Source organism: Pseudoalteromonas sp. T1lg21 (genome assembly GCF_002964625.1).
GTDB lineage: Bacteria > Pseudomonadota > Gammaproteobacteria > Enterobacterales > Alteromonadaceae > Pseudoalteromonas > Pseudoalteromonas gelatinilytica.
This window is the reverse complement of record NZ_PQBX01000001.1, coordinates 269,943-291,382: the sequence shown is the minus strand read 5'-3', so window position 1 is coordinate 291,382 and position 21,440 is coordinate 269,943. Positions and strand designations below refer to the sequence as shown.

The 21,440-nt window shown below is 42.6% G+C and carries 15 protein-coding genes and 1 tRNA gene; 7 read left to right on the top strand and 9 right to left on the bottom strand.

What is annotated here, in order from left to right:
* Positions 1 to 48: 48 nt before the first annotated feature.
* Positions 49 to 2,106: a TonB-dependent receptor gene (locus C2M25_RS01365; protein WP_105180182.1), complete on the top strand. Its 2,058-nt coding sequence runs from the start codon at positions 49 to 51 to the stop codon at positions 2,104 to 2,106.
* Between the two features lie 66 nt (positions 2,107 to 2,172).
* Positions 2,173 to 3,387 carry an MFS transporter gene (locus C2M25_RS01360; protein WP_105180181.1) on the top strand — a complete coding sequence of 405 codons (1,215 nt, stop codon included), beginning with the start codon at positions 2,173 to 2,175 and terminating at the stop codon, positions 3,385 to 3,387.
* Between the two features lie 14 nt (positions 3,388 to 3,401).
* Here the strand turns inward: C2M25_RS01360 and C2M25_RS01355 are convergent, their stop codons facing one another.
* The 5 genes from C2M25_RS01355 to C2M25_RS01330 form a co-directional block, all read right to left on the bottom strand.
* Positions 3,402 to 3,812: a GFA family protein gene (locus tag C2M25_RS01355; RefSeq protein ID WP_105180180.1), complete on the bottom strand. Its 411-nt coding sequence runs from the start codon at positions 3,810 to 3,812 to the stop codon at positions 3,402 to 3,404.
* Between the two features lies 1 nt (position 3,813).
* Positions 3,814 to 4,827, bottom strand: a complete 1,014-nt coding sequence (locus C2M25_RS01350) for a fatty acid desaturase (RefSeq protein ID WP_105180179.1) — start codon at positions 4,825 to 4,827, stop codon at positions 3,814 to 3,816.
* A gap of 46 nt (positions 4,828 to 4,873) precedes the next feature.
* Complete coding sequence (locus C2M25_RS01345) at positions 4,874 to 7,045, bottom strand: putative bifunctional diguanylate cyclase/phosphodiesterase (RefSeq protein ID WP_105180178.1); 2,172 nt, start codon at positions 7,043 to 7,045, stop codon at positions 4,874 to 4,876.
* 800 nt (positions 7,046 to 7,845) lie between these two features.
* A tRNA-Leu gene (locus tag C2M25_RS01335) sits at positions 7,846 to 7,930 on the bottom strand.
* A 177-nt stretch (positions 7,931 to 8,107) separates the two neighbouring features.
* Positions 8,108 to 9,760, bottom strand: a complete 1,653-nt coding sequence (locus C2M25_RS01330) for an acyl-CoA dehydrogenase family protein (RefSeq protein WP_105180177.1) — start codon at positions 9,758 to 9,760, stop codon at positions 8,108 to 8,110.
* 140 nt (positions 9,761 to 9,900) lie between these two features.
* On the opposite strand from C2M25_RS01330, the gene C2M25_RS01325 reads away from it, so the two are divergent.
* Positions 9,901 to 10,401: an RDD family protein gene (locus tag C2M25_RS01325; protein ID WP_063702146.1), complete on the top strand. Its 501-nt coding sequence runs from the start codon at positions 9,901 to 9,903 to the stop codon at positions 10,399 to 10,401.
* A gap of 75 nt (positions 10,402 to 10,476) precedes the next feature.
* Here C2M25_RS01325 and lptG read toward each other — a convergent pair whose 3' ends face one another.
* Positions 10,477 to 11,544, bottom strand: coding sequence for an LPS export ABC transporter permease LptG (lptG, locus tag C2M25_RS01320; protein WP_105174541.1), 1,068 nt, complete (start codon positions 11,542 to 11,544; stop codon positions 10,477 to 10,479).
* Positions 11,541 to 12,653 (bottom strand): LPS export ABC transporter permease LptF, encoded by a 1,113-nt coding sequence (lptF, locus tag C2M25_RS01315; protein ID WP_105180176.1) that lies wholly within the window; start codon positions 12,651 to 12,653, stop codon positions 11,541 to 11,543. Before lptF ends, lptG begins: the two co-directional genes overlap by 4 nt.
* Before the next feature lie 322 nt (positions 12,654 to 12,975).
* Between lptF and pepA the strand changes: the two genes are divergently transcribed.
* From pepA to C2M25_RS01300, 3 genes are all read left to right on the top strand, one after another.
* Complete coding sequence (pepA, locus tag C2M25_RS01310; protein ID WP_063702143.1) at positions 12,976 to 14,490, top strand: leucyl aminopeptidase; 1,515 nt, start codon at positions 12,976 to 12,978, stop codon at positions 14,488 to 14,490.
* Positions 14,491 to 14,616: 126 nt separating this feature from the next.
* Positions 14,617 to 15,063: a DNA polymerase III subunit chi gene (locus C2M25_RS01305; RefSeq protein WP_063702141.1), complete on the top strand. Its 447-nt coding sequence runs from the start codon at positions 14,617 to 14,619 to the stop codon at positions 15,061 to 15,063.
* Positions 15,064 to 15,086: 23 nt separating this feature from the next.
* Positions 15,087 to 17,942 carry a valine--tRNA ligase gene (locus C2M25_RS01300; protein WP_063702138.1) on the top strand — a complete coding sequence of 952 codons (2,856 nt, stop codon included), beginning with the start codon at positions 15,087 to 15,089 and terminating at the stop codon, positions 17,940 to 17,942.
* 166 nt (positions 17,943 to 18,108) lie between these two features.
* Here C2M25_RS01300 and C2M25_RS01295 read toward each other — a convergent pair whose 3' ends face one another.
* Positions 18,109 to 19,386 (bottom strand): outer membrane protein transport protein, encoded by a 1,278-nt coding sequence (locus C2M25_RS01295; RefSeq protein WP_105174540.1) that lies wholly within the window; start codon positions 19,384 to 19,386, stop codon positions 18,109 to 18,111.
* Between the two features lie 336 nt (positions 19,387 to 19,722).
* Between C2M25_RS01295 and C2M25_RS01290 the strand changes: the two genes are divergently transcribed.
* Positions 19,723 to 20,046, top strand: coding sequence for a hypothetical protein (locus C2M25_RS01290; RefSeq protein ID WP_105180175.1), 324 nt, complete (start codon positions 19,723 to 19,725; stop codon positions 20,044 to 20,046).
* Here the strand turns inward: C2M25_RS01290 and C2M25_RS01285 are convergent.
* Positions 20,006 to 21,223 (bottom strand): HD-GYP domain-containing protein, encoded by a 1,218-nt coding sequence (locus C2M25_RS01285; protein ID WP_105180174.1) that lies wholly within the window; start codon positions 21,221 to 21,223, stop codon positions 20,006 to 20,008. The genes C2M25_RS01290 and C2M25_RS01285 overlap by 41 nt on opposite strands.
* Between the last annotated feature and the right edge of the window lie 217 nt (positions 21,224 to 21,440).

The following is a 21,440-nucleotide window of genomic DNA, read 5'->3' as shown; positions in this document are numbered from 1 at the left end:
AAAAGCAGATACCCTTTGGTTTTTGTTGTACCTAACCAAAGGGCTTTCATGAAGTTGTCGATACTCTCAGTGCTTGTGAGCACCTCATTATTAAACCATCAAGCTTTCGCTAATAATGAGCTAGAACATATTACAACGACCGCCTCGCGCAGCGAAGTGTTGGCAGATCCACTCCCTGTTGTCGTCAGCAGTATTTCACAAAAGCAACTGGCTCTTATCGCTCCAACTCACATTGAACAAGCCCTAAAGCAAGTGGCCGGTGCCAATCTTCAACATGGTAACGGACAAGAGTATTTACCCGCTTTACGTTCACCTGTACTTTCTGGCGCAGGTGCCTGTGGCGGCTTACTCACTGCCGAAGACGGTATTCCACTTCGCGCAGCCGGTTTTTGCAACATCAATGAGTTATTCGAAGCCCACACTGAAATGGCTGAACGCATCGAAGTACTGAAAGGTCCGGGCTCTGCACTTTATGGTTCAAACGCAGTGCATGGTGTGATCAACGTAATCACCCCAGATACAACCTACGACCATAACCAACTTGGTTTTGATTACGGCTCGTTTGGCTACACCCGCTACAAACTAGGTACGGGGCGTGACTTTGGCCAACAAGGTTTAGGCATTAATGCCACGATCACCCGAGATACGGGTTATCGTGATGATGAAAGTGTTGACCAAGAAAAACTTTCGCTACGTCACCGTTTTGATGGTAAAAAGCTAAACGTAAGTACAGGCCTGACTTACACCTATTTAGATCAACAAACGGCTGGTTTTATTGAAGGCTTTGAAAGCTATAAAGATGAGCAAATAGCTCAGTCTAATTTTGATCCTGATGCATTTCGTAAAGCCCGATCTTTGCGTGTTTGGTCAAAGCTAAATTGGACACAAGATGAGGCTAACAGCTTTACCTTAACGCCTTATATCCGCGACCAAGACATGACCTTCTTTAAGCATTTTTTACCGGGTACTCCCCTTGAAGAAAATGCTCAGCAAGGTGTTGGCCTTCAATCAAGCTGGCAGCATAAGTTGACCGGTTCTAGCCTGTTAACTGTTGGCTTTGATGGTGAGCTTACAGATGCTGACTTTTTACAATATCAAGATAGCCCAACTGAAGGCTCAGCGTTTTTAGTCGCCACCGTGCCTCAAGGTAAACATTACGACTATCAAGTAACTAGCACTCTATTAGCACCATTTGTTAACCTTGATTGGCAACTTGATGAGTTACTCATCAGCCTAGGTGGCCGATACGAGCGTATGCGATATGACTACGACAACCATATGTTGGCTGGTCGTACAAAAGACGATGGTACTCCATGCGCAATGGGTGGGTGTCGCTATTCTCGACCAGAAAGCGGCGTAAATCGCTTTACTCACTTTTCGCCAAAGCTTGGTTTAAGCTATCAATTTGCAGATAACCAGTTTATCTATGCCAATGCTTCAGAAGGTTATCGAGCACCGCAAGCGGCAGAGCTTTATCAGTTACAACGCGAACAAAATGTCGCAGATCTAAAATCTGAAACTGCTAAAAACCTAGAGCTTGGTTTAAAAGGTCAACAAGCACAGCTGCATTATGTAGTTAGCATTTATGCAATGAATAAAAAGAACGTAATTTTCCGCGACAGTGATTTTTATTACGTCAATGATGGCCAAACCCAGCATCGTGGTATTGAGCTTGAACTAGCCTATGCCATAACGCCTAGCTTATCGATGCAGTTAGCCGCGAGCCACGCCAAGCATACATACAGTTATGACCAAGTACTCAGCACAGTTAATATCAATGGTAATCTCATTGATACTGCACCACGTAACATCGCTAACTTACAGCTACTATGGCAAGCAAACGACATAACGCGTGTTGGCCTTGAGCTACATACCACCAGCAGCTACTTTACTGATCCTGAAAACCAGCATAGTTACGAAGGCCATTCATTAGTAAATTTAAGAGCGGCGTGGCAGCTAACAGACAACCTAACGGTGACTGCGCGAATAAACAATTTAACCGACGAGCGTTATGCAGAGCGCGCTGACTACACTACATTTAGTGGCGACCGCTACTTTCCGGGTAGACCGCGCAATGCCATGTTATCAGCAAGTTATCAGTTTTAAATAACCGCATTTTTTGGTGAGCTATCTCATAGTTCACCCACACTGTTTAGTATTTTGGTATGATAAATGTACCTCTTGCTATTACTCCTAAACAGCGTGACATCTTCTCAAAATCTAATTCGTAACCTTCTTTTAGTGCTGGGCATTTTTCTTATTGCAGCCAGTTTACGTGCCCCTATCACTGGTATTGCACCGGTGCTTGAACAGATCATTGAACAATTTAAGTTAAATGCATCACAAGCCGGCATGTTGACGACATTACCTTTAATCGCGTTTGCTATTGCCTCGCCTATGGCAGCAAGCCTTGCTAAAAAGTGCGGCCTTGAAGTATCACTGTTCATTGCCCTGGTACTCATAGGCATAGGGGTTGTTTCTCGAGTTATTGATTCTGCCACCGTGCTATTTATTGGCACCGCTGTAATTGGTGTCGGTATCGCGATTGGTAATGTGTTATTACCAAGCTTAATAAAACGTGACTTTCCACACAAAGTAGCAGTAATGACGTCTAGTTATGTTTTAGCAATGGGCATTTTTGGTGGCAGCTATTCAGCACTCATCATTCCACTAGCTGAGTATAAAGACCTTGGTTGGCAATTGGCGCTTGCCAGTTATGCCTTATTGGTTGTGCTGGCTATTGTGGTGTGGTTACCACAACTTAAGCAACATACCATGCCAAAACAGGCATCCGTTTCAAACAGTACGCAAAGCAAAATTTGGCACTCTACACTTGCTTGGCAAATCACCTTATTACTTGGCTTTAACTCCTTTTTCACTTATATCATGCTAGGTTGGCTACCCAGCATTTTAATAGAAGGCGGCCATAGTGCGCAGCATGCGGGTGCTTTGCAAGGCGCCTTTCAAGTAGCCTCTGCGCTGCCAGGAATTGTGCTTATTCCACTACTTGCCAAATTAAAAGATCAACGCATCTTAACCCTAAGCTTAGCGTTACTTGGCGCGCTTTGTTCTGTTGGATTATTAATTGCGCCTAGTTTTGCGATGCTTTGGTCAGTCACCTTAGGGTTTTGCTCAGGTGCCTGTTTTATCTTGGGCTTATCATTTGTAAGCCTGCGCACTCATGACTCAATGCAAGCTGCGGCGTTATCGGGTATGGCGCAATGTATCGGGTATTTATTGGCTGCAACAGGCCCTATTATTGCGGGCGCCTTACATAGTTATTTTAATAACTGGGCGGGAGCACTTTGGCTGTGTATTGCATCAAGCCTATTGTGTGCTTTATTTGGTTACTTAAGTGGCCGAAATATCACTATCGGCCAACAATAAATATGAAACCGCAGCTATTTAGGGGCGGTTTCAAAGGCGCTCATATTACTAAGGTTATCGAGCCAAGGTTTATGTGAGCGATACCAAATATGAGCTTTTGGAATAAGCTTATCAGCTTGCTCTATAGCGCCAATACGTAAGCCATAAATACGTTCACCTGCACCTACAGAAGTCGCGTATAAGGCTGTACCACAGTTACCACAAAACCCTTGCGCACGCTGATTACCACTCTCGGCAATTTTTATATATTCTTTTGGCTCAGCACCTGTAAAGGTAACCCCATCAGGCATAGACACCACAACCGTGCGAAATGGCGCACCCGAGATAATTTGACAGTCAGTACAGTGACAGTTAATCACTTTATTTTCATCCACTTCTGCGTGGTAAGTTACCTCACCACAATGACAACGACCGGTGACCTTCATATTAAATTCCTTGTTGAGATGATTGCCCTTTTACAGGGTAGTGATTAGCCTGTTTTAAGCTTTGAAAATCATTAAAACGTACCCCATGCTGGGCCATAATAGGACGTATTTTTTTGCTGATCAATTGTCTAATATAAAAGGGCTGATTCGGCACAAAATGATGGATTGTGTGGGTGCGACCAAAATCAAAACAAAATAGCTGAAACGGTAAAAACCAACGGCTGGTGATCACATGCGTTTGCTCAAGTAAATTATTTACACCGCCATAATAATGCATTGACGATGTCACTAAGTTAAGAGAACAAGAACGAATAATATTAGGCACAATAAGTACCACCATTAAAAACTCGGCTCCCGCCAGTAATTCAGCTCCCCACGGCGGCAATGTAAATGGCTGTACAAACTGCACTGCGTAATAAGCAATTACCCCATAAAGAATCGCAAAATACGCGGTTGCAATCGGAAAGCCTGCATTAAACACGCGTAAAAACTTAAAACCGCTAATTTCTTTACTAAATCGCTTGGAATTAACTAGCAAACCTAGCAAGCCATCAGTGATGACTAAGGCTCTCAAAAATGGCGATTTAATGCCATTGCCCACTAAACGCTCTTCTAAATCTTGTGAGGTGCCGGATACTTTATGGTGATGTAAATGAATCTTTCTGCGATACCAAGGATTAACTGTATTTGGCCGCATAAGCCACACTGTTAACATCATAAAGTTATGTATAAAAGGACGATTACTAAAATACTGCTTATGGATAAGGTCATGCTCAAGCTCATGCGATATCGAGGTAATAAAGGCAGCCAGAATAATACACAGCCACGAGGGAATAACCGCTAAATAATAAAGTGTTGCAACAGCGATTAGTGAACACAACGACGCCAGCAGAATAATCATCGCAATGGCGTTTTGCTGGTTAAGAATAGGGAAACGCGTTCTAAGCGATTGCTCTTCGGCTTTTATCGCTGTAACAATCGCCTTTATGTTTTGCTTTGCGGTTAATTCTGACATCACAAGCTTTGCTAACTGATTGATGTCAAAATCATACCGTAATTAACTACTGCTCTCGAGAGAATTGCGTTAAAAATGGCACTACATCATTTGCTGGCAACGGCTTAGAAAAGTAATAACCTTGGATATAATCACAACCGGCTTCAGTAAGCACAGCCAATTGCTCGCGCTCTTCAACTCCTTCTGCAACGACTTTAATACCCAGTACACGACTCATTTGAATAATCGATTTAACCAGCGCTTCGTCGCCTAAATCAACATGTACTTCATCAATAAATGACTTATCAAGTTTAAGTACATCAACCGGAAAACGACGCAAGTAGCTAAGAGACGAATAACCCGTACCAAAATCATCTAACGAAATTAAACACCCAGCTTGCTTCAACTGCTTTAACACATCGAGATGATTCGTATTTTCTGGCGCTAAAACACTCTCAGTTAATTCAAATGAAATTTGTGATGGTTTAACCCCTTGCCCTTTAATAATCTCAAGCCATGCATTACGTTCAGGGTTAAACTCAGTAAATTCAAATAAAGAACGATTCACATTAAAAACAAAGTTTTCATAACCTTGTGCTTCTAACGCCTTTATTTGCTGGCAGGTTTTAATCAATACAAGTTCACCGAGGGGAATAATTACCCGCGACTCTTCTGCTAACGGAATAAACTCAGCAGGTGATACCCATTGCCCTTGGTTATTCCAACGCACTAAACTTTCGAATTTAGCGACCGTGTTATTTTCAATATCAATAATAGGTTGAAAATACACTTCTATGTCGTTGTTCTTTACGGCTTGTGTAAGCTGCTCAACCAGTAAGTTGTGCTTTTTAACCTTGTTATCCATCTCTTTGCAGAAAAACAGATATTCATCGCCTGTCTGTTTTGCATTCAAGGTAGCAAGCTCAGCTTGGCGAACTAAACGACGAGCAATTTTTTCGATTTTTTCTTGTGAAGTCGCCGTTCCAGCTTGCTCAAATTGACTAATGCCCAGCGTAACTGAAACCTGCTGACTAATGCCGCCTATAGAAACAGGCTCAACAAGTAACGCGGTAATTTGTTTGCAAACATGCTCTAGTTCACTGACATGCTGATAAGTTTGTAAGATAGCAAAACTATCACCATCGATACGTGAAAAAGCCGATTCTTTAAAGCTACCGTCGAGGCGTTCTGCAAGCTCACACAAAACCTTATCACCAAAGGTTAAGCCATAAACGGTGTTGATATCTTGAAACTTATCAACATCAAAGTAGATCACGGCTAAGTTAGTATTCTCATCATCTTGATAAGACAAAGATGATAGCAACTGGCATAAGTACTCTTTGAAGTAAAAACGATTGGTCAAACCGGTGAGTTGATCGTGGTTTGCATGAAAATAAATTTTCTGCTCAGCTTCTTTTTTCTCGGTGATATCCAAAATAAACGCCACATAGCAATCTTCACCATTATTTTGCATTTTGGTTATCGATAAAAACTGCGTGTACAACTTACCTTGTTTGGTTTTATTAGTGATCTCACCAGACCACTTACCCTCAGTATTAATTTGGTGCCACATTGCTTTATAAAAATGCGGGTCATACTTGTTTGAGCTTAAAATTTTTGGATTTTGCCCTAAGACTTCATCCAATGAATAACCCGTCATTTTAGTAAATGCGGTATTCGCGTAGGTAATATGTACGTTGTGGTCGCAAATAAAAATCGCTTCGTGACTTTGCTCAATCAGTTGGTTTGAGAAATCTAATTTAGCTATAAAGCGATCTTTTTCGATTTCACGCTGGATAAGACCAGTAAATAACGAGAAAAAAGACTCAATTTGCATCGCATCATTTATTTCATGCTGAAATAGCGCGACAAGAATGGTATCGGTTTTACCCGATATACTTTGTAAAGGCACACCCACATAAGCTTCGATACCCATATCAACGAGCATCTGATCATCTGGGAATAACTGCTGAACACCCGAGCTGAAACTAGAGATACTGCCACAGCTGACATCGTTACAAGGCGTACAGCGGATATCGTAGCTGATGTTTTCAACAATTTCGTCATGCGCACACAAAGCTATAGTCGTTGCATACAAAGTTGACTCATCGACTTGAGCTAAAAAAACATGAGAAGCACCAAGCACTTCTGATAAAGACAGGCATATTGCATTATAAAAGTTCTCACTTTTAAGATTTGAAATACTTTCAACAATACGCTTTAAGTCGTATGTACCCACGCTATGCTACCCTACCGATATTGTGCACTAAGTGATTGACTTCACTTATAGTTCAGACCGCAAATTGTATTATAAGATGTATTCAAACACCATCGTACTCTAGTCTTAAATGATTAATTTTCAACCAAATAAGCACACATTTTTCGTGGTTATTTGTAGGCTAAGCATAGTTTGAACTTGACCGCTTATAAATAGAACAAAAGTTGCTTTAATAAAGGCTGAATTGGTACTTAGATTTGAGTTATAGGCTCTGGGTGCTAGGTGCTAGGTGCTAGGTGCTAGGTGCTAGGTGCTAGGTGCTAGGTGCTAGGCAAAATGTACCCGTAGGAATGGCTTTAGCCATGAATTATGTTTTTCAGCATTGCTGGTTTGGTGTTATTTGGGTAGGTATTGCTGGTTCGGTTTTCTTGGTTCGGCAGTAAACTGCCTCCTACATTGCTTTTACGAATTGAATTGCTGAGGATGGTTTCAAAAAACAATAACCGCACCGATCGGCTAAAAACTGACAGCTGATAGCTTTTTCAGGCATAAAAAAACCCCAGCAAATCTGCTGGGGTCATAAAAGTGGTACCAGTAGGCGGACTTTTACTTATTTCAGTGCCACGCCCCGCGTGGCGCTCAAGTCCGCTAACTACTTTTTTCAGGCATAAAAAAACCCTAACCAATTGGCTAGGGTTCAAAAGTGGTACCAGTAGGCGGACTTTTACTTGCTTCAGTGCCACGCCTCGCGTGGCGCTCAAGTCCGCAAACAACTTTTTCAGGCATAAAAAAACCCTAACCAATTGGCTAGGGTTCAAAAGTGGTACCAGTAGGCGGACTTGAACCGCCACGCCCGAAGGCAACGGATTTTGAATCCGTCATGTCTACCAATTCCATCATACTGGCTTCATTTTTCTTTAACCTTCTAAACACGAGAAGATAAAGAAAAACCACTTTAGAGCAAGAAGCTTTTTTAACTGCTTTTGTCTCTATGCCAAGCATTATACAAAGAATGGGTAAGGCGGCAAGCGTTTTGTGCGGCGTCACTGATCAACCGCACAATAATTAAACAAGTTGTTAACTTTAGAGTTTTGGCATCATTCGCGAAACAATCGCCTGACAATCGATATCATGACTCAGGCAGCCGTACTGACTAAACCCTGCGTCACTTAAACGACTTTTTACAAACGCATCGGCAATAAGTGGCTCGCCAAATTGTAATAGTGTTGCTGCTTGCCAAAGCAGTGCAAGCTTTTCAATTACACGCCGAGCATGCATTTCAAGGTTTGCAGTATCTGTCAGCATACCTTTAAGCTCATCGAGCTTTATCGCAAAATCAGGGTGCAAACTGCGCGCTTTTTCGAGCTCATTGATAAGCACCTTAAGTGATTCAGGTTCACGGCTAAACACACGTAAAAGGTCAAGGCACTGCACATTACCAGAGCCTTCCCAGATAGAGTTAACCGGTGCTTCTTTATAAAGTCGACTGGTAATGTTGTCTTGTACATAACCCACACCACCAATACATTCCATAGCCTCATAAGTGTGCTGCACTGCCCGCTTACAGATCCAATATTTACCGATTGCTGTGGCACTGCGTATTAATGCCACTTCATTGCTATTACTTTGGTTATCAAGGGCATGAGCAATACGCATTGAAATGGCAAGTGCAGCTTCTGCCTCGATAGCTAAATCAGCCAATACATTGAGCATGAGTGGCTGTTGATGTAAGTTTTTACCAAATACACTGCGCCCAGCGGTATGCCAAATTGCCTCTTTTACTGCTTGTAACATCAGCGAGCTTGAACCCAGCATGCAGTCATAACGAGTTAGAGCGACCATTTGAATGATAGTGGCAATGCCTCGCCCCGGCTCGCCGAGTAACCAGCCATGCGCGCCTCTGAATTCAATTTCAGAACTCGCATTTGATTGATTCCCTAATTTACTTTTTAAGCGCTGAATATACATGGCATTTTTCTCGCCAGTTTCGAGCCAACGCGGCACTAAAAAGCAAGATAATTGCTTTTCATCGGTATTAGCGAGGACTAAAAAGGCATCGCTCATAGGTGCTGAGCAAAACCATTTATGCCCAGTTAAAGCATATAATTGCCCTGCACCACTCTCATTGATGGCATCGGCTTTGGTGGTATTAGCCCGAACATCGGAGCCGCCTTGTTTTTCGGTCATCGCCATACCTATGGTGACACCTTTTTTCTCGGTCCAAGGCTTATTATCTGAATCGTAATGATTTGCCAGTATTTTAGGTAGCCACATAGCTGCTACATTTTCTTGACTCGCAATGGCAGGCACACTGGCAAAAGTCATGGTTAATGGGCAACCAGAGCCCGGATCAGCATGATTGTGCAGCACCGCCATTACTGCTCTTACAACATGGCTACCGGCTTTTTGTTGCTGCCAAGGCAATGCGCAGTGCCCTTGCTCTATCGCATGCTGCATTAGCTGATGGTAACTTGGGTGATAATCAACTTGGTCTATACGTTCGCCAAAGCGGCTGTGAGTGGTTAATTCGGGTAAGTGTTTGTTTGCTAAAAAGCCTGCTTGCAGTAATGCACCACCCACTTGCTCCCCAAACGCCGTTAAATGCGCAGTTCCCCATTGCCCAGCAAAACGATTTTGCCAATATTGAAGTACCGTGTCGGCCTCATAGGCATTGTAGTTTTCAAGTGGTTTGGGTTGATTAAATACTTGATGAGTTTCGCTTTGAGAAACGGCCATAACTGTGTGCTCATTTTTATTATTTTCTCAACTATAGCAGGTCAGACCTGTTTGTCGACTTACTAAACAACCGCTAACTATTTCTTGTTTGCTCAGGACTTTGCTAAACTACTGCGCAATTTAATTGGATGAGATTGTTTATGTCAGCTGAGTTTCCACGTGCCGGTTTTTGGCGCCGCTTTGCCTCTTTAATTTACGATACCTTGGTTATCATTGCTTTTGCGATGCTGACAACCGTACTCTATTTATTAGCTGTTCAAGGGCTAATTTCTTTAGAGTTACTAAGCATTGGTGACGCTGAAGATGTATCTGCTTTCATTCAAAATTCACCATTATTGTATGGCATCCGTAGTGCGCTATTGGTGATAGTGAGTATTAGTTTCTTTAGCTATTTTTGGGCTAAGAGCGGCCAAACAATTGGTATGCGGGCATGGCGTTTAAAGGTGCAAACCCTCGATGGTCAATTAATTAGCTGGCAACAAGGTGCACTTAGAGCCATTACTGCGCTATTAGGTTTAGGTAATTTAGTGGTGTTGGTCGATTTTAAAAATAAGCGCGCATTGCAAGATTACATCGCAAAAACTGAAGTGATCACCCTCACCAAAGAAGAAAATAAACGTATTTATCGCTCACTTGATTAAGTGATTAAGCAACACATCAGGCACAAAAAAAGCGTGGCTACAAACCACGCTTTTTTTGTGCATTTTACACAAGTACTAGACTCGTTTATTTAAGAGATAAGTTGCAAAACCAATAAACAACAGGCTTGGTAACACGGCACCAACCACTGCTGGAATTTGATAAACCATCACCACAGGACCGAAAATCTCATTGGTTAAGTGGAAAGTAATACCGGTTATTACACCCATTATAATACGTGCCCCCATCGTTACGGTGCGAAGCGGGCCGAATATAAACGATAAAGCAACAAGCAACATCACAGCCACAGACACCGGTTGCATTATTTTGCGCCAAAGCGCTAATTCATAGGTGCTAGTATCTTGCTCATTCTGTTTTAAGTAACTTAAATATGACCAAAGCCCAGTAAACGACAGTGCTTCCGGCTTAACCGACACCACCCCGAGTTTCTCGGCGGTCAGTTGCGAGTCGTAAAACTCTTCTTTTTGCTGCTCTGTACTAATTTGCTCTGGCGTGATCATTACTTTGTTTACATCACGCAACAACCAACCATCTTTACGGTTTACGGCTTCTTTTGCTTTCGTAATTTGAGTAAGTTGCAACGATTTATCAAAGTGATACATGTGAACACCGCGTAAAGTGCCCTGCTGGTCGACATCTTCAATATTAATGAAATTACTGCCATCTTTAGCCCACACACCGCGCTTGGCATTAAAAATATCCCCACCATTAATTGCTTGGTTACGGATCTCTTTTGCCTTGAGCTGTGCTTCTGGGGCGCCCCATTCACCAAGCGCCATCATACAAATCGCCATAAACATCGCGGTTTTCATTACTGATGCAATAATTTGTAAACGTGACATACCCGCCGCTTGCATGACTACCAGCTCACTGTTTGATGCCAATGCACCTAAGCCTGTTAAGCCACCAATCAAGGCTGCCATTGGGAAGAAGATAACTAAATCACCCGGCATGCTATATAGAGTGTAAATAAGCGCAGTAGCAATATCATAACTACCACGGCCAACCGATTTTAACTGCTCAATAAACTTAATTAGGGTACTAATACCTACCAGTACCATTAAAGCAAAACCGGTGGTTTGAATTATGCTGCGACCTAAATACCAGTCGAGTGTTTTCATCATGCGTTTAACTCCCGCTTAGTCACAACTGCTTTTAACCATGCGCCGAGCGGACGACCTTTAATAATCAAGAATCCACCAATAAATAAAGCTGACAAATGGATCCACCATAAACCAATTGAAGGAGGTATTTTGCCATCTTCAACTGCAAATTTAGCGGCATTGAGTAATATGAAATACCCTAAATACAAGCTGATTGCAGGCACTAATTTAGCAAATTTACCTTGGCGTGGATTCACCACACTCAAAGGTACTGCTAGTAAAGTTAACAATGGAATTGACAGCGGAATAGCAAGACGCCATTGCCACTGTGCAATGGCTTCAGAGGTTTTCATTTTAAATAAATCAAGCGTTGGAATGGCTTCTAACTTACGGCGCTGGTGTTCAATTTCTTGATCTTGAATTTGCACACTGTAACCATCGAATTCTGTTAAGTTTAACGCAGCAGACTCGCCATCTGTTTCGTAGCGCTTACCATCGTTAAGAACAAGTTGCTGTTCACCGTTTTCTTGCTCAATCACCACACCACGTTCTGCATACACCAAACGTGCTAAGTCACCTTTTTCACGATCGGGTAGCTGAGCAACAAATACCTTGTGTAACTCTTTGCCGCCATTTTCAATATTGTGAATAAAGACCACAGCTTTTTCGTTACCGGTTTGTTGGAAACGCCCGGCACGTAATGCCGATAAGCCAGCATCAGCTTTGGCTTGCTCTTTTAATTGATATTCTTGTTCACTGGCCCATGGCGCGATGTAAAGTGTCAGCGTCCCAGCTAAAACAGCCATCGCAGTGCTTGAGATAAGGGTTACCCGAACCACATACCATTCACTGACACCGCAAGCTCTGAATACGGTCATTTCGCTGTCGGCATAGATGCGACTGTACGCCAGAATAATCCCTAAGAAGATACTCAAAGGTAAGATAAGGGAAGCCAGCTGAGGAAGTTTTAGTGCAATCATCGAGAGCACAAGTTTAGCAGGAAGACCCCCTTCAGAGGCGTCTCCTAAAATAACAACAAACTTTTGAGACACAAAAATAGTCATCAAAGTTAAAAATACGGCGACCTGCGACTTGAGAACTTCAGTGGTCAAATAACGAAAAATTAGCAATGCTCGCCCCTGTTAAACATCGAGTTTCACTGGAATAGTAAGGAATTTTGAGTAAACTAGTTATTTTACTCACTTTATTATATGCCATCACAGTTAAATATCATACCTAGCAAGAACATATAATCTTGCATAAATGGTGCAGATGGCGTCTATTATGTGATATTGATAGTCACATTAAGATAAAGTTCAAAAACACATAAATAGAGTCATAGTTTATGTACTAAGATTAGTGCTATTAAACTAAAAAATGTAAGAAAGGACTCGTAAAAGAATTTCTTACCCTTATTAACTAAGGTTATATGACTCAATATCAGGAGTAACAATGGAATTTAGCGTAAAAAGTGGTAGTCCAGAAAAGCAACGTAGCGCATGTATTGTAGTAGGCGTTTATGAGCCACGTCGTTTATCCCCCATTGGTGAACAATTAGATAAGATCAGTGACGGTTATATTTCTAACTTGCTACGCCGCGGTGACCTTGAAGGTAAACCAGGCCAAGTATTGCTATTGCATCATGTGCCTAATGTGCTGAGCGAGCGTGTACTACTAGTAGGTTGTGGTAAAGAGCGTGAGCTTGATGACAAACAATATAAACAAATCATCTCAAAAACGATTAACACGCTAAACGAAACCGGTTCGATGGAAGCGGTATGCTTTTTAACTGAGCAGCACGTTAAAAGCCGCGACACCTATTGGAAAGTGCGTCAAGCAGTTGAAACAACACAAGATTGCTTGTACACCTTCAACCAACTGAAAAGCAAAAAGAGCGACCCTCGCCGTCCACTACGTAAAATTGTTTTCAACGTACCTACGCGCCGCGAGTTAACCATTGGCGAAAGCGCAATTGAGCATGGCTTAGCAATCGCTGCGGGTAGCAAATTATGTAAAGACGTTGCCAACATGCCGCCAAATATCTGTAACCCGGCATATTTAGGTGAACAAGCACAAGAGCTTGCTGAAAACTTTGAGAACGTTAGCGTTGAGATTATTGGCGAAGAAAAAATGGCTGAGCTGGGCATGAATTCATACCTAGCAGTTGGCCGTGGTAGCGCGAATGAATCGGTTATGTCGGTGATCAACTATCAAGGTGGCGACAAAGACCAAGCGCCAATCGTGTTAGTGGGTAAAGGCTTAACCTTTGACTCAGGTGGTATTTCAATTAAGCCTGGCGAAGCCATGGATGAAATGAAATACGACATGGGTGGTGCAGCGGGTGTTATTGGTACGATGCGCGCTTTAGTGCAAATGCAATTACCGATTAACGTTGTCGGTGTTTTAGCGGGTTGTGAGAACATGCCTGGCTCAAACGCTTATCGCCCTGGTGATATTTTAACCACTATGTCGGGTCAAACAGTTGAAGTGTTAAATACCGATGCTGAAGGCCGTTTAGTACTGTGTGACGCACTCACTTATGTTGAGCGCTTTGAACCAGATACTGTTGTCGACGTAGCAACACTGACTGGCGCATGTATTATCGCGCTGGGTTCACATGCCACTGGTTTACTTTCAAACCACAACCCGCTTGCCCATGACCTACTAAAAGCGTCTGAGCAAAGTGGCGACCGTGCTTGGCAACTACCACTGTGGGATGACTATCAAGAGCAACTTGAAAGCCCATTCGCAGATTTCACCAACTTAGGTGGCCGTGCTGCAGGTACGATTACAGCGGCATGCTTCTTATCTAAATTCACCAAAAAATATAACTGGGCGCATTTAGATATCGCAGGTACAGCATGGCGCAGCGGCGGTAAAAACAAAGGTGCAACGGGTCGTCCGGTCCCTATGTTGACTCAGTATTTACTGAACCGCGCGGGTGTAAGCGAAGCAAGTCACGATTAAGCCTTATTGCAAGCTTAAAACTAACCCTAAATAAGGCGCCAAATGGCGCCTTATTAATTGAAGCAAGTCTCGTTCTATGTCAAAATCCCTGCTTTGATCTGTGTATCTGTGGGGACGTTTGTCACAATGAGCATGAACGCACAATTTTACGTTCTAAAACAAGATGATAATGCCCACCAATCGGCTGGAGCAGTTTTCGATCTGGCAGCTAAAATTGCTGCGGATCAGTATCGTCTAGGTCATCGCGTATTTATTTACGCCGATAACACCGACACGGCCCACACAATCGACGACATCATTTGGTCATTTGAACCAGATAGTTTTGTACCTCACAACTTACAAGGTGAAGGCCCTAAAGGTGGCGCACCGGTTGAAATTGGTATGACTCCGCCTGTCGGCAACAGAAAAATATTAATCAACTTAGCTGAACAACTTCCGGATTTTATCCGCCGTTTTCAGCAGGTTTATGATTTCGTACCCGTTGAGCCAAATGCTAAGCAAGCCGCCCGTGAGCGGTTTAAAAAGCTTCGCCAACTGGGCGCCCATATTGCAACGCAAGAAATTGACATTTAAGCATTTATTTAAGGTTCTGTGTAATGGATAAAACCTATAATCCGCAAGATATTGAACAGTCTTTATACCAAGGCTGGGAAGAAAATGGCTACTTTAAACCGTCTGGTCAAGGTGACGCATACTCAATTATGATCCCGCCACCAAACGTCACGGGTAGCTTACACATGGGCCACGCGTTCCAAGATACCATTATGGATACGCTAACGCGTTTAAAGCGTATGCAAGGCAACAACACATTATGGCAAGTAGGTACTGACCACGCGGGTATCGCAACACAAATGCTTGTTGAGCGTAAGCTTGCTGCTGAAGAAGGTAAAACACGTCACGACCTTGGCCGTGAAGCATTTATCGAAAAAATCTGGGAGTGGAAAAACCACTCTGGCGGCACGATCACTAAACAATTACGTCGTTTAGGTGCTTCTGTGGATTGGGACCGTGAGCGTTTCACTATGGACGAAGGTCTTTCTGAAGCGGTTAAAGAAGTATTCGTACGTCTTCACAAAGAAGATTTAATTTACCGTGGTAAGCGTCTAGTTAACTGGGACCCTAAACTTCACACGGCTATTTCTGATCTTGAAGTTGAAAACAAAGACAAACAAGGTCACATGTGGAACCTACGTTACCCACTTGCTGATGGCGTAAAAACACAAGACGGCAAAGACTATATCGTTGTTGCCACAACACGTCCTGAAACAATGCTAGGTGATACAGGTGTTGCGGTTAACCCTGATGATGAGCGTTACCAAGACCTGATCGGTAAAGACATTTTACTGCCTATCGTAAACCGTCGTATTCCAATTGTTGCCGACGAGCATGCAGACATGGAAAAAGGCACAGGTTGTGTGAAAATCACGCCTGCCCACGACTTTAACGATAACGAAGTAGGTAAACGTCACCAGCTTCCTATGATCAACATCTTCAACAAAGATGCTGCGGTATTAAGCGAAGGCGAAAGCTACACATTCGACGGTAAAGAGCTTGAATTAGATGCGCCAATCCCTGAGCGCCTACACGGCCTTGACCGCTTTGATGCACGTAAAGCGATTGTGAGCGAATTTGAAGAACTTGGCCTATTAGAAAAAATTGAAGATCACAGCTTAACAGTCCCTTACGGTGACCGTTCTGGCGTAGTGATTGAGCCTCTTCTTACTGATCAGTGGTACGTTCGCGTAGCACCGCTTGCAGAGCCTGCAAAAGAAGCAGTTAAGAATGGCGACATTAAGTTCGTACCTCAACAATACGAGAACATGTACTTCTCGTGGATGAACGACGTACAAGACTGGTGTATTTCACGTCAACTTTGGTGGGGTCACCGCATCCCTGCTTGGTACGACAACGAAGGTAACGTATACGTTGGTCGTGACGAAGCTGAAGTACGCCGCGATAACAACCTTGCTGATGATGTTGCACTTAAGCAAGACGAAGACGTTTTAGATACGTGGTTCTCATCTGCGCTTTGGACTTTCTCAACGCAAGGCTGGCCTGCAAACACAGACGATTTAAAAACCTTCCACCCGTCTGACGTATTGGTAACAGGTTTCGACATCATCTTCTTCTGGGTTGCTCGTATGATCATGATGACCATGCACTTCATCAAAGATGAAGACGGCAAGCCACAAGTACCATTTAAAACCGTTTATGTCACTGGCCTTATCCGTGATGAAAACGGCGATAAGATGTCTAAATCGAAAGGTAACGTACTTGATCCTATCGACATGATTGACGGTATCGACCTTGAAAGCCTAGTTGAAAAGCGCACTGGTAACATGATGCAGCCACAACTAGCGAAGAAGATTGAGAAGAACACCCGTAAAACATTCGAAAACGGGATTGAAGCACACGGTACAGACGCACTGCGTTTCACCCTTGCAGCAATGGCTTCTACGGGTCGTGATATCAACTGGGATATGAACCGCCTTGAAGGCTACCGTAACTTCTGTAACAAACTATGGAACGCAAGCCGTTACGTATTAATGAACACAGAAGAGCAAGATTGTGGCTTTGCTACAGATGCTGAAAAACAGTACTCACTCGCTGATCGTTGGATTTTAGGCCAATTTGAAGCAACGGTTAAAACCTATACTGAGCATCTAGAAAACTACCGTTTTGACCTAGCAGCAAACACCATTTATGAGTTCACTTGGAACCAATTCTGTGACTGGTACCTAGAACTGACTAAACCAGTATTGTTTAAAGGTAACGAAGCACAGCAACGTGGTACTCGTCACACCTTAATCACGGTATTAGAAAGCCTACTTCGCTTAATGCACCCGTTAATGCCATACATCACAGAAACGATTTGGCAACGTGTTGCGCCACTTGCAGGTATCGAAACTGCGGGCACTAGCATCATGGTTCAAGGTTTCCCTGTATACAATGAAGCTAATGTTGATAGCCAAGCGATGGACGACCTAGAATGGGTTAAACAATTCATTCTTGCTATTCGTAACATTCGTGGTGAAATGGATATCAGCCCAAGCAAACCATTATCTGTATTGCTTGCTAATGCGTCTGACGAAGACAAACGCCGCTTAACGGATAACGAAGCATTCTTAGCGTCGCTTGCTAAGCTTGAAGAGTTCACCCTTCTTGATAATAAAGACGATGCACCAGCGTGTGCAACATCGTATGTTGGTAACCTTGAGATCATGATCCCAATGGCTGGCCTAATCGATGTTGAAGCTGAATTAGCTCGTATCGCGAAGCAGCTTGAGAAAGCAGAAAAAGGCTTAGCACAGGTTCAAAACAAGTTAGCTAACGAGAAGTTCGTAAATAACGCACCAGAAGCTGTACTTGCTAAAGAGCATGCTAAACTGGCTGAATTTACCGATGCGAAAGACAAACTGTTAGCGCAAAAAGCGAAAATCGAAAGTCTATAACAGCATATATAGCGCTATAAGTTTTATAGCGCTTACAAAAAAGCCGCACTATAACATTGTTATAGTGCGGCTTTTTAATGCTCTGTAACAGCGACTTTACGTCGCGTCACAATTATACCAACCCGCAATAATACTTAATCATTTTGAGGGATTAAACGAATTGGTATTAAAATTTGTAGTTGTACTGAGCACCAACTAGAACTGCGTGACCTTTTGATTCAAATTCCCATGAAACATCTTGGCCTAAAGAAGCAGCTAGGCTGTCTTTTTCAGAGAAGTTTTGTGTTTTACCTCGAAGGATACTTACACCTAAGTCAACATTTGAGTTTTCGCTGAATGCGTAGTTACCACCAAACGAGAACCAGAAACGATCTGTATCAGGGATAGAGATTGAAAGGTGCGATTGGTCTGCTGGCGATTCATCGTATGCAATACCTGCACGAAGTAAAAGTGCATCGCTGTACTGATAGTCAGTACCGATAGAGTAACGCATTGAATCAGAGAAGTTCTCTTCTTTAGAGAATACTGGAGATTCAACACCTGGTACGTAGGCTTCTAATTTTTGGAAGCTGTCCCAACCAGTCCATAAGATGCTGTAGTGTACGCCTAGCTTCTTATCGATTTGGTGTGAACCAGAGAATTCTGCAATGGCTGGTAAGGTTAATTTTAACTCACCTGGTACTTTAGTACCCGCTAGACCGCCAAAAGCAGCTGGAAGTTGGTTTGAATACTCGCCTTCAAAGTCGATATCTGTTTCGCTGCGGTAGTTAAAACCAAAACGGTTGTTTTCGTCTAACTGATACATCGCACCAATGTTCCAACCAAAGCCGTAATCGTCACCTTCAAGGTGAGCAATTTGCGTGTTAGCTGGTAAACCTAGAGGGTTTGCACCTGCATTACGAACAACTTTCGCATCAGCATAAACATAGTTTAAGCCAAGACCTAGGCTGAACTGTTCGTTGATTTTGTATGAAGCGCTTGCATTCATGTTAACTGTTACGATTTCAGTTTCACCCGCGATAGAGCCTGCCGCGTAGTCATCTTTAAACTCTGTTGAAAGACCAAAGTTTGAAAAAGCACCAAAGCCTAAAGACACTTTGTCGTTTAAAGGCATAGTGAAGTAACCTGCAGGAATAAATGCAGATGGCGCAATGCTATCGTCATCGATAGAGCTTTCATCTAAGCCGTATGCAGCACTTTCACCTTTTAAGCTTACATCTGGAATGACAGCAATACCTGCTACAGAGATTTGCTTGTCTTTGAATAAAGACATAAGTGCAGGGTTACGAGCAACAACAGACGCGTCATCAGCAACGGCTGCTTCACCAGCGTATGCACGACCTAAACCTGATACGTTTTGCTCTGCTAATTGGAAAGCTGCAGCAAAGCTGTCAGCAGAAACAACAGCAAGTGATGCTGCAATTAGTGTTTTAGTGAACTTCATAAATCTGTGTCCTCTTGCAAACTTGTGCGAAAACTAATCCAACAATGAGGGCAACCTATTAGTTAAGCATAAAAGATTAGCGCTGTATGTTGGTATTAGATGTTTTATTCTAATGATTACAAACTTTCAAACATTACCTTAATTAAGATCAAAAAACTGTAATTTTTCGTTAGAAATAGGTAAAAAAACCGCATTTTAACAACAAGATAACAACTTATTAAAACTCATCAGATCTCTGATTACAAAACCAACAAACGGTAGTAATTATCATTTGCATTGACATCTATTTATTGTCCCTTTAGACTAAAAATAAAGGTTTTTCTGTTGAGTGTGAGTATGGAAATCGCATTGATTATTGCGGCACTGATGTTATGCGGTGTGAGTGTTCATTATTTTTGTAAAGCAAACTACTGTGCCTGTACTAAAGCGGGTGATTGCGATAATCCAGTGAATCATTATTGGTTAGGCGCTATGCTAAGTGCGGTGTTGTCGCTGTTATTATGTTGCGTGGCGTTGCATGTCGAAAAAGGCACGTTATTGTGGTTGGTATTAATGACGAGTTGCTTTAGTGGTGCATTTATATCAGCAAAGCGCAACGCCAAAAAACGCTGCATTAAGTCTAAACAAGCAGATGCTCTTTTAACAAACGAGCCAAATTAAGTTGATAATCTAGAGGCTTAATACTGGCAATAATTTTTAGCTCTTTTTCTGCGCTTAAATCGACGTCTTTGGCAGTAATATGATGCTTATGCTTGGCATTATAGAAGATCTTTATTTTCGGCTTGATTGGGTTTTCATGGTTACCTTCCATCACTAATGCCAAACGCTCATTGTTTAATTTCACAATAGTTCCAACCGGGTGCACACCTAGGCACTTAATAAAGCGTTGCACCAATTCAGAATCGAACATCTGTTTATTAGCGAGCAAATAACGCAGCGCTGAGATTGGCTCTTCACCCATTTGATGGGGTCTATCTGCCGTCATGGCATCATACACATCAACGATTGCCATAATACGTGCTGCACGGCTCAACTTTTCAGCCGCAATACCACGTGGGTAGCCTGTACCATCTAAACGCTCATGGTGATTCACAATCATATCGAGCATTAACGGCGTAATGCCCTTTTCACCTTTCACTAAGCCCAAACTCTGCGCCACATGCTTTTTAACAACTTGCATTTCGTTGTCGTTTAAAGCGCTTGGTTTAGACAATACACCTTGTGGCATTTTCGCCTGGCCAATATCGTGCATCAAGGCACCCATTGCTAGTTCTTTAATTGTTTTTTCGTTGTAACCTAAGTACTTAGCAAACACACTCACCAAAATAGCGGTGTTAATCATATGACGCCAATTGTAGATATGCTTATCTTTGAGGCGAGTTAAAATAGTTAATGCGTTATGGTTACGAAATACCGAGCCCACTATATCAACAGCGATATCATCGAGCACCGACATATTTATCTTTAAACCTGATGTAATGTCTGAATAAAAGCCTTGTAGTTTTCGGCTATGCTGTTCGTAATGCACACTAGCTTTTAAAAACTCTTGTTGAACCGTGACCCCTTGCGGTGCTTCGTTAGCGGCAGGCTTTTGTTCAACTTTCGGTTTAGCCGGTTCAGGTTTTGGTTGGTATTTTTTAGGGAGAGCAACATCGCTTTGTGTAAAGTCGATGAGTAGCTCTTCAACCCCTTCAGAGATCAGGCGTTGAATAATCGTTTTATCACGCACTAAACCACGTGTTTTGATCTTAATACTATTTACATGCTCTTGTTGCTTACTGACACTGTCAACAAACATCCCTGGTACAAGTTCGGCAATGGGTAAGGTAATAAGCATATGTGAGCTTAGCGCATAAAAACATCGAGTTTTTTATTATCGCCAATTGATTACAAATGTCTATAGATTGGGTAGCGAATACGAAATAGGTATGAGCTATGGAGTTAGAAAGGGGAAAGTTTCTAGGGGAAAGTTAGAAAGGGGAAAGTTAGAAAGAGTAAAGTTAGAATCGCTTAGCTAACGAGTCAAGAAACTCGCTAACTTTACTCTTGAAACT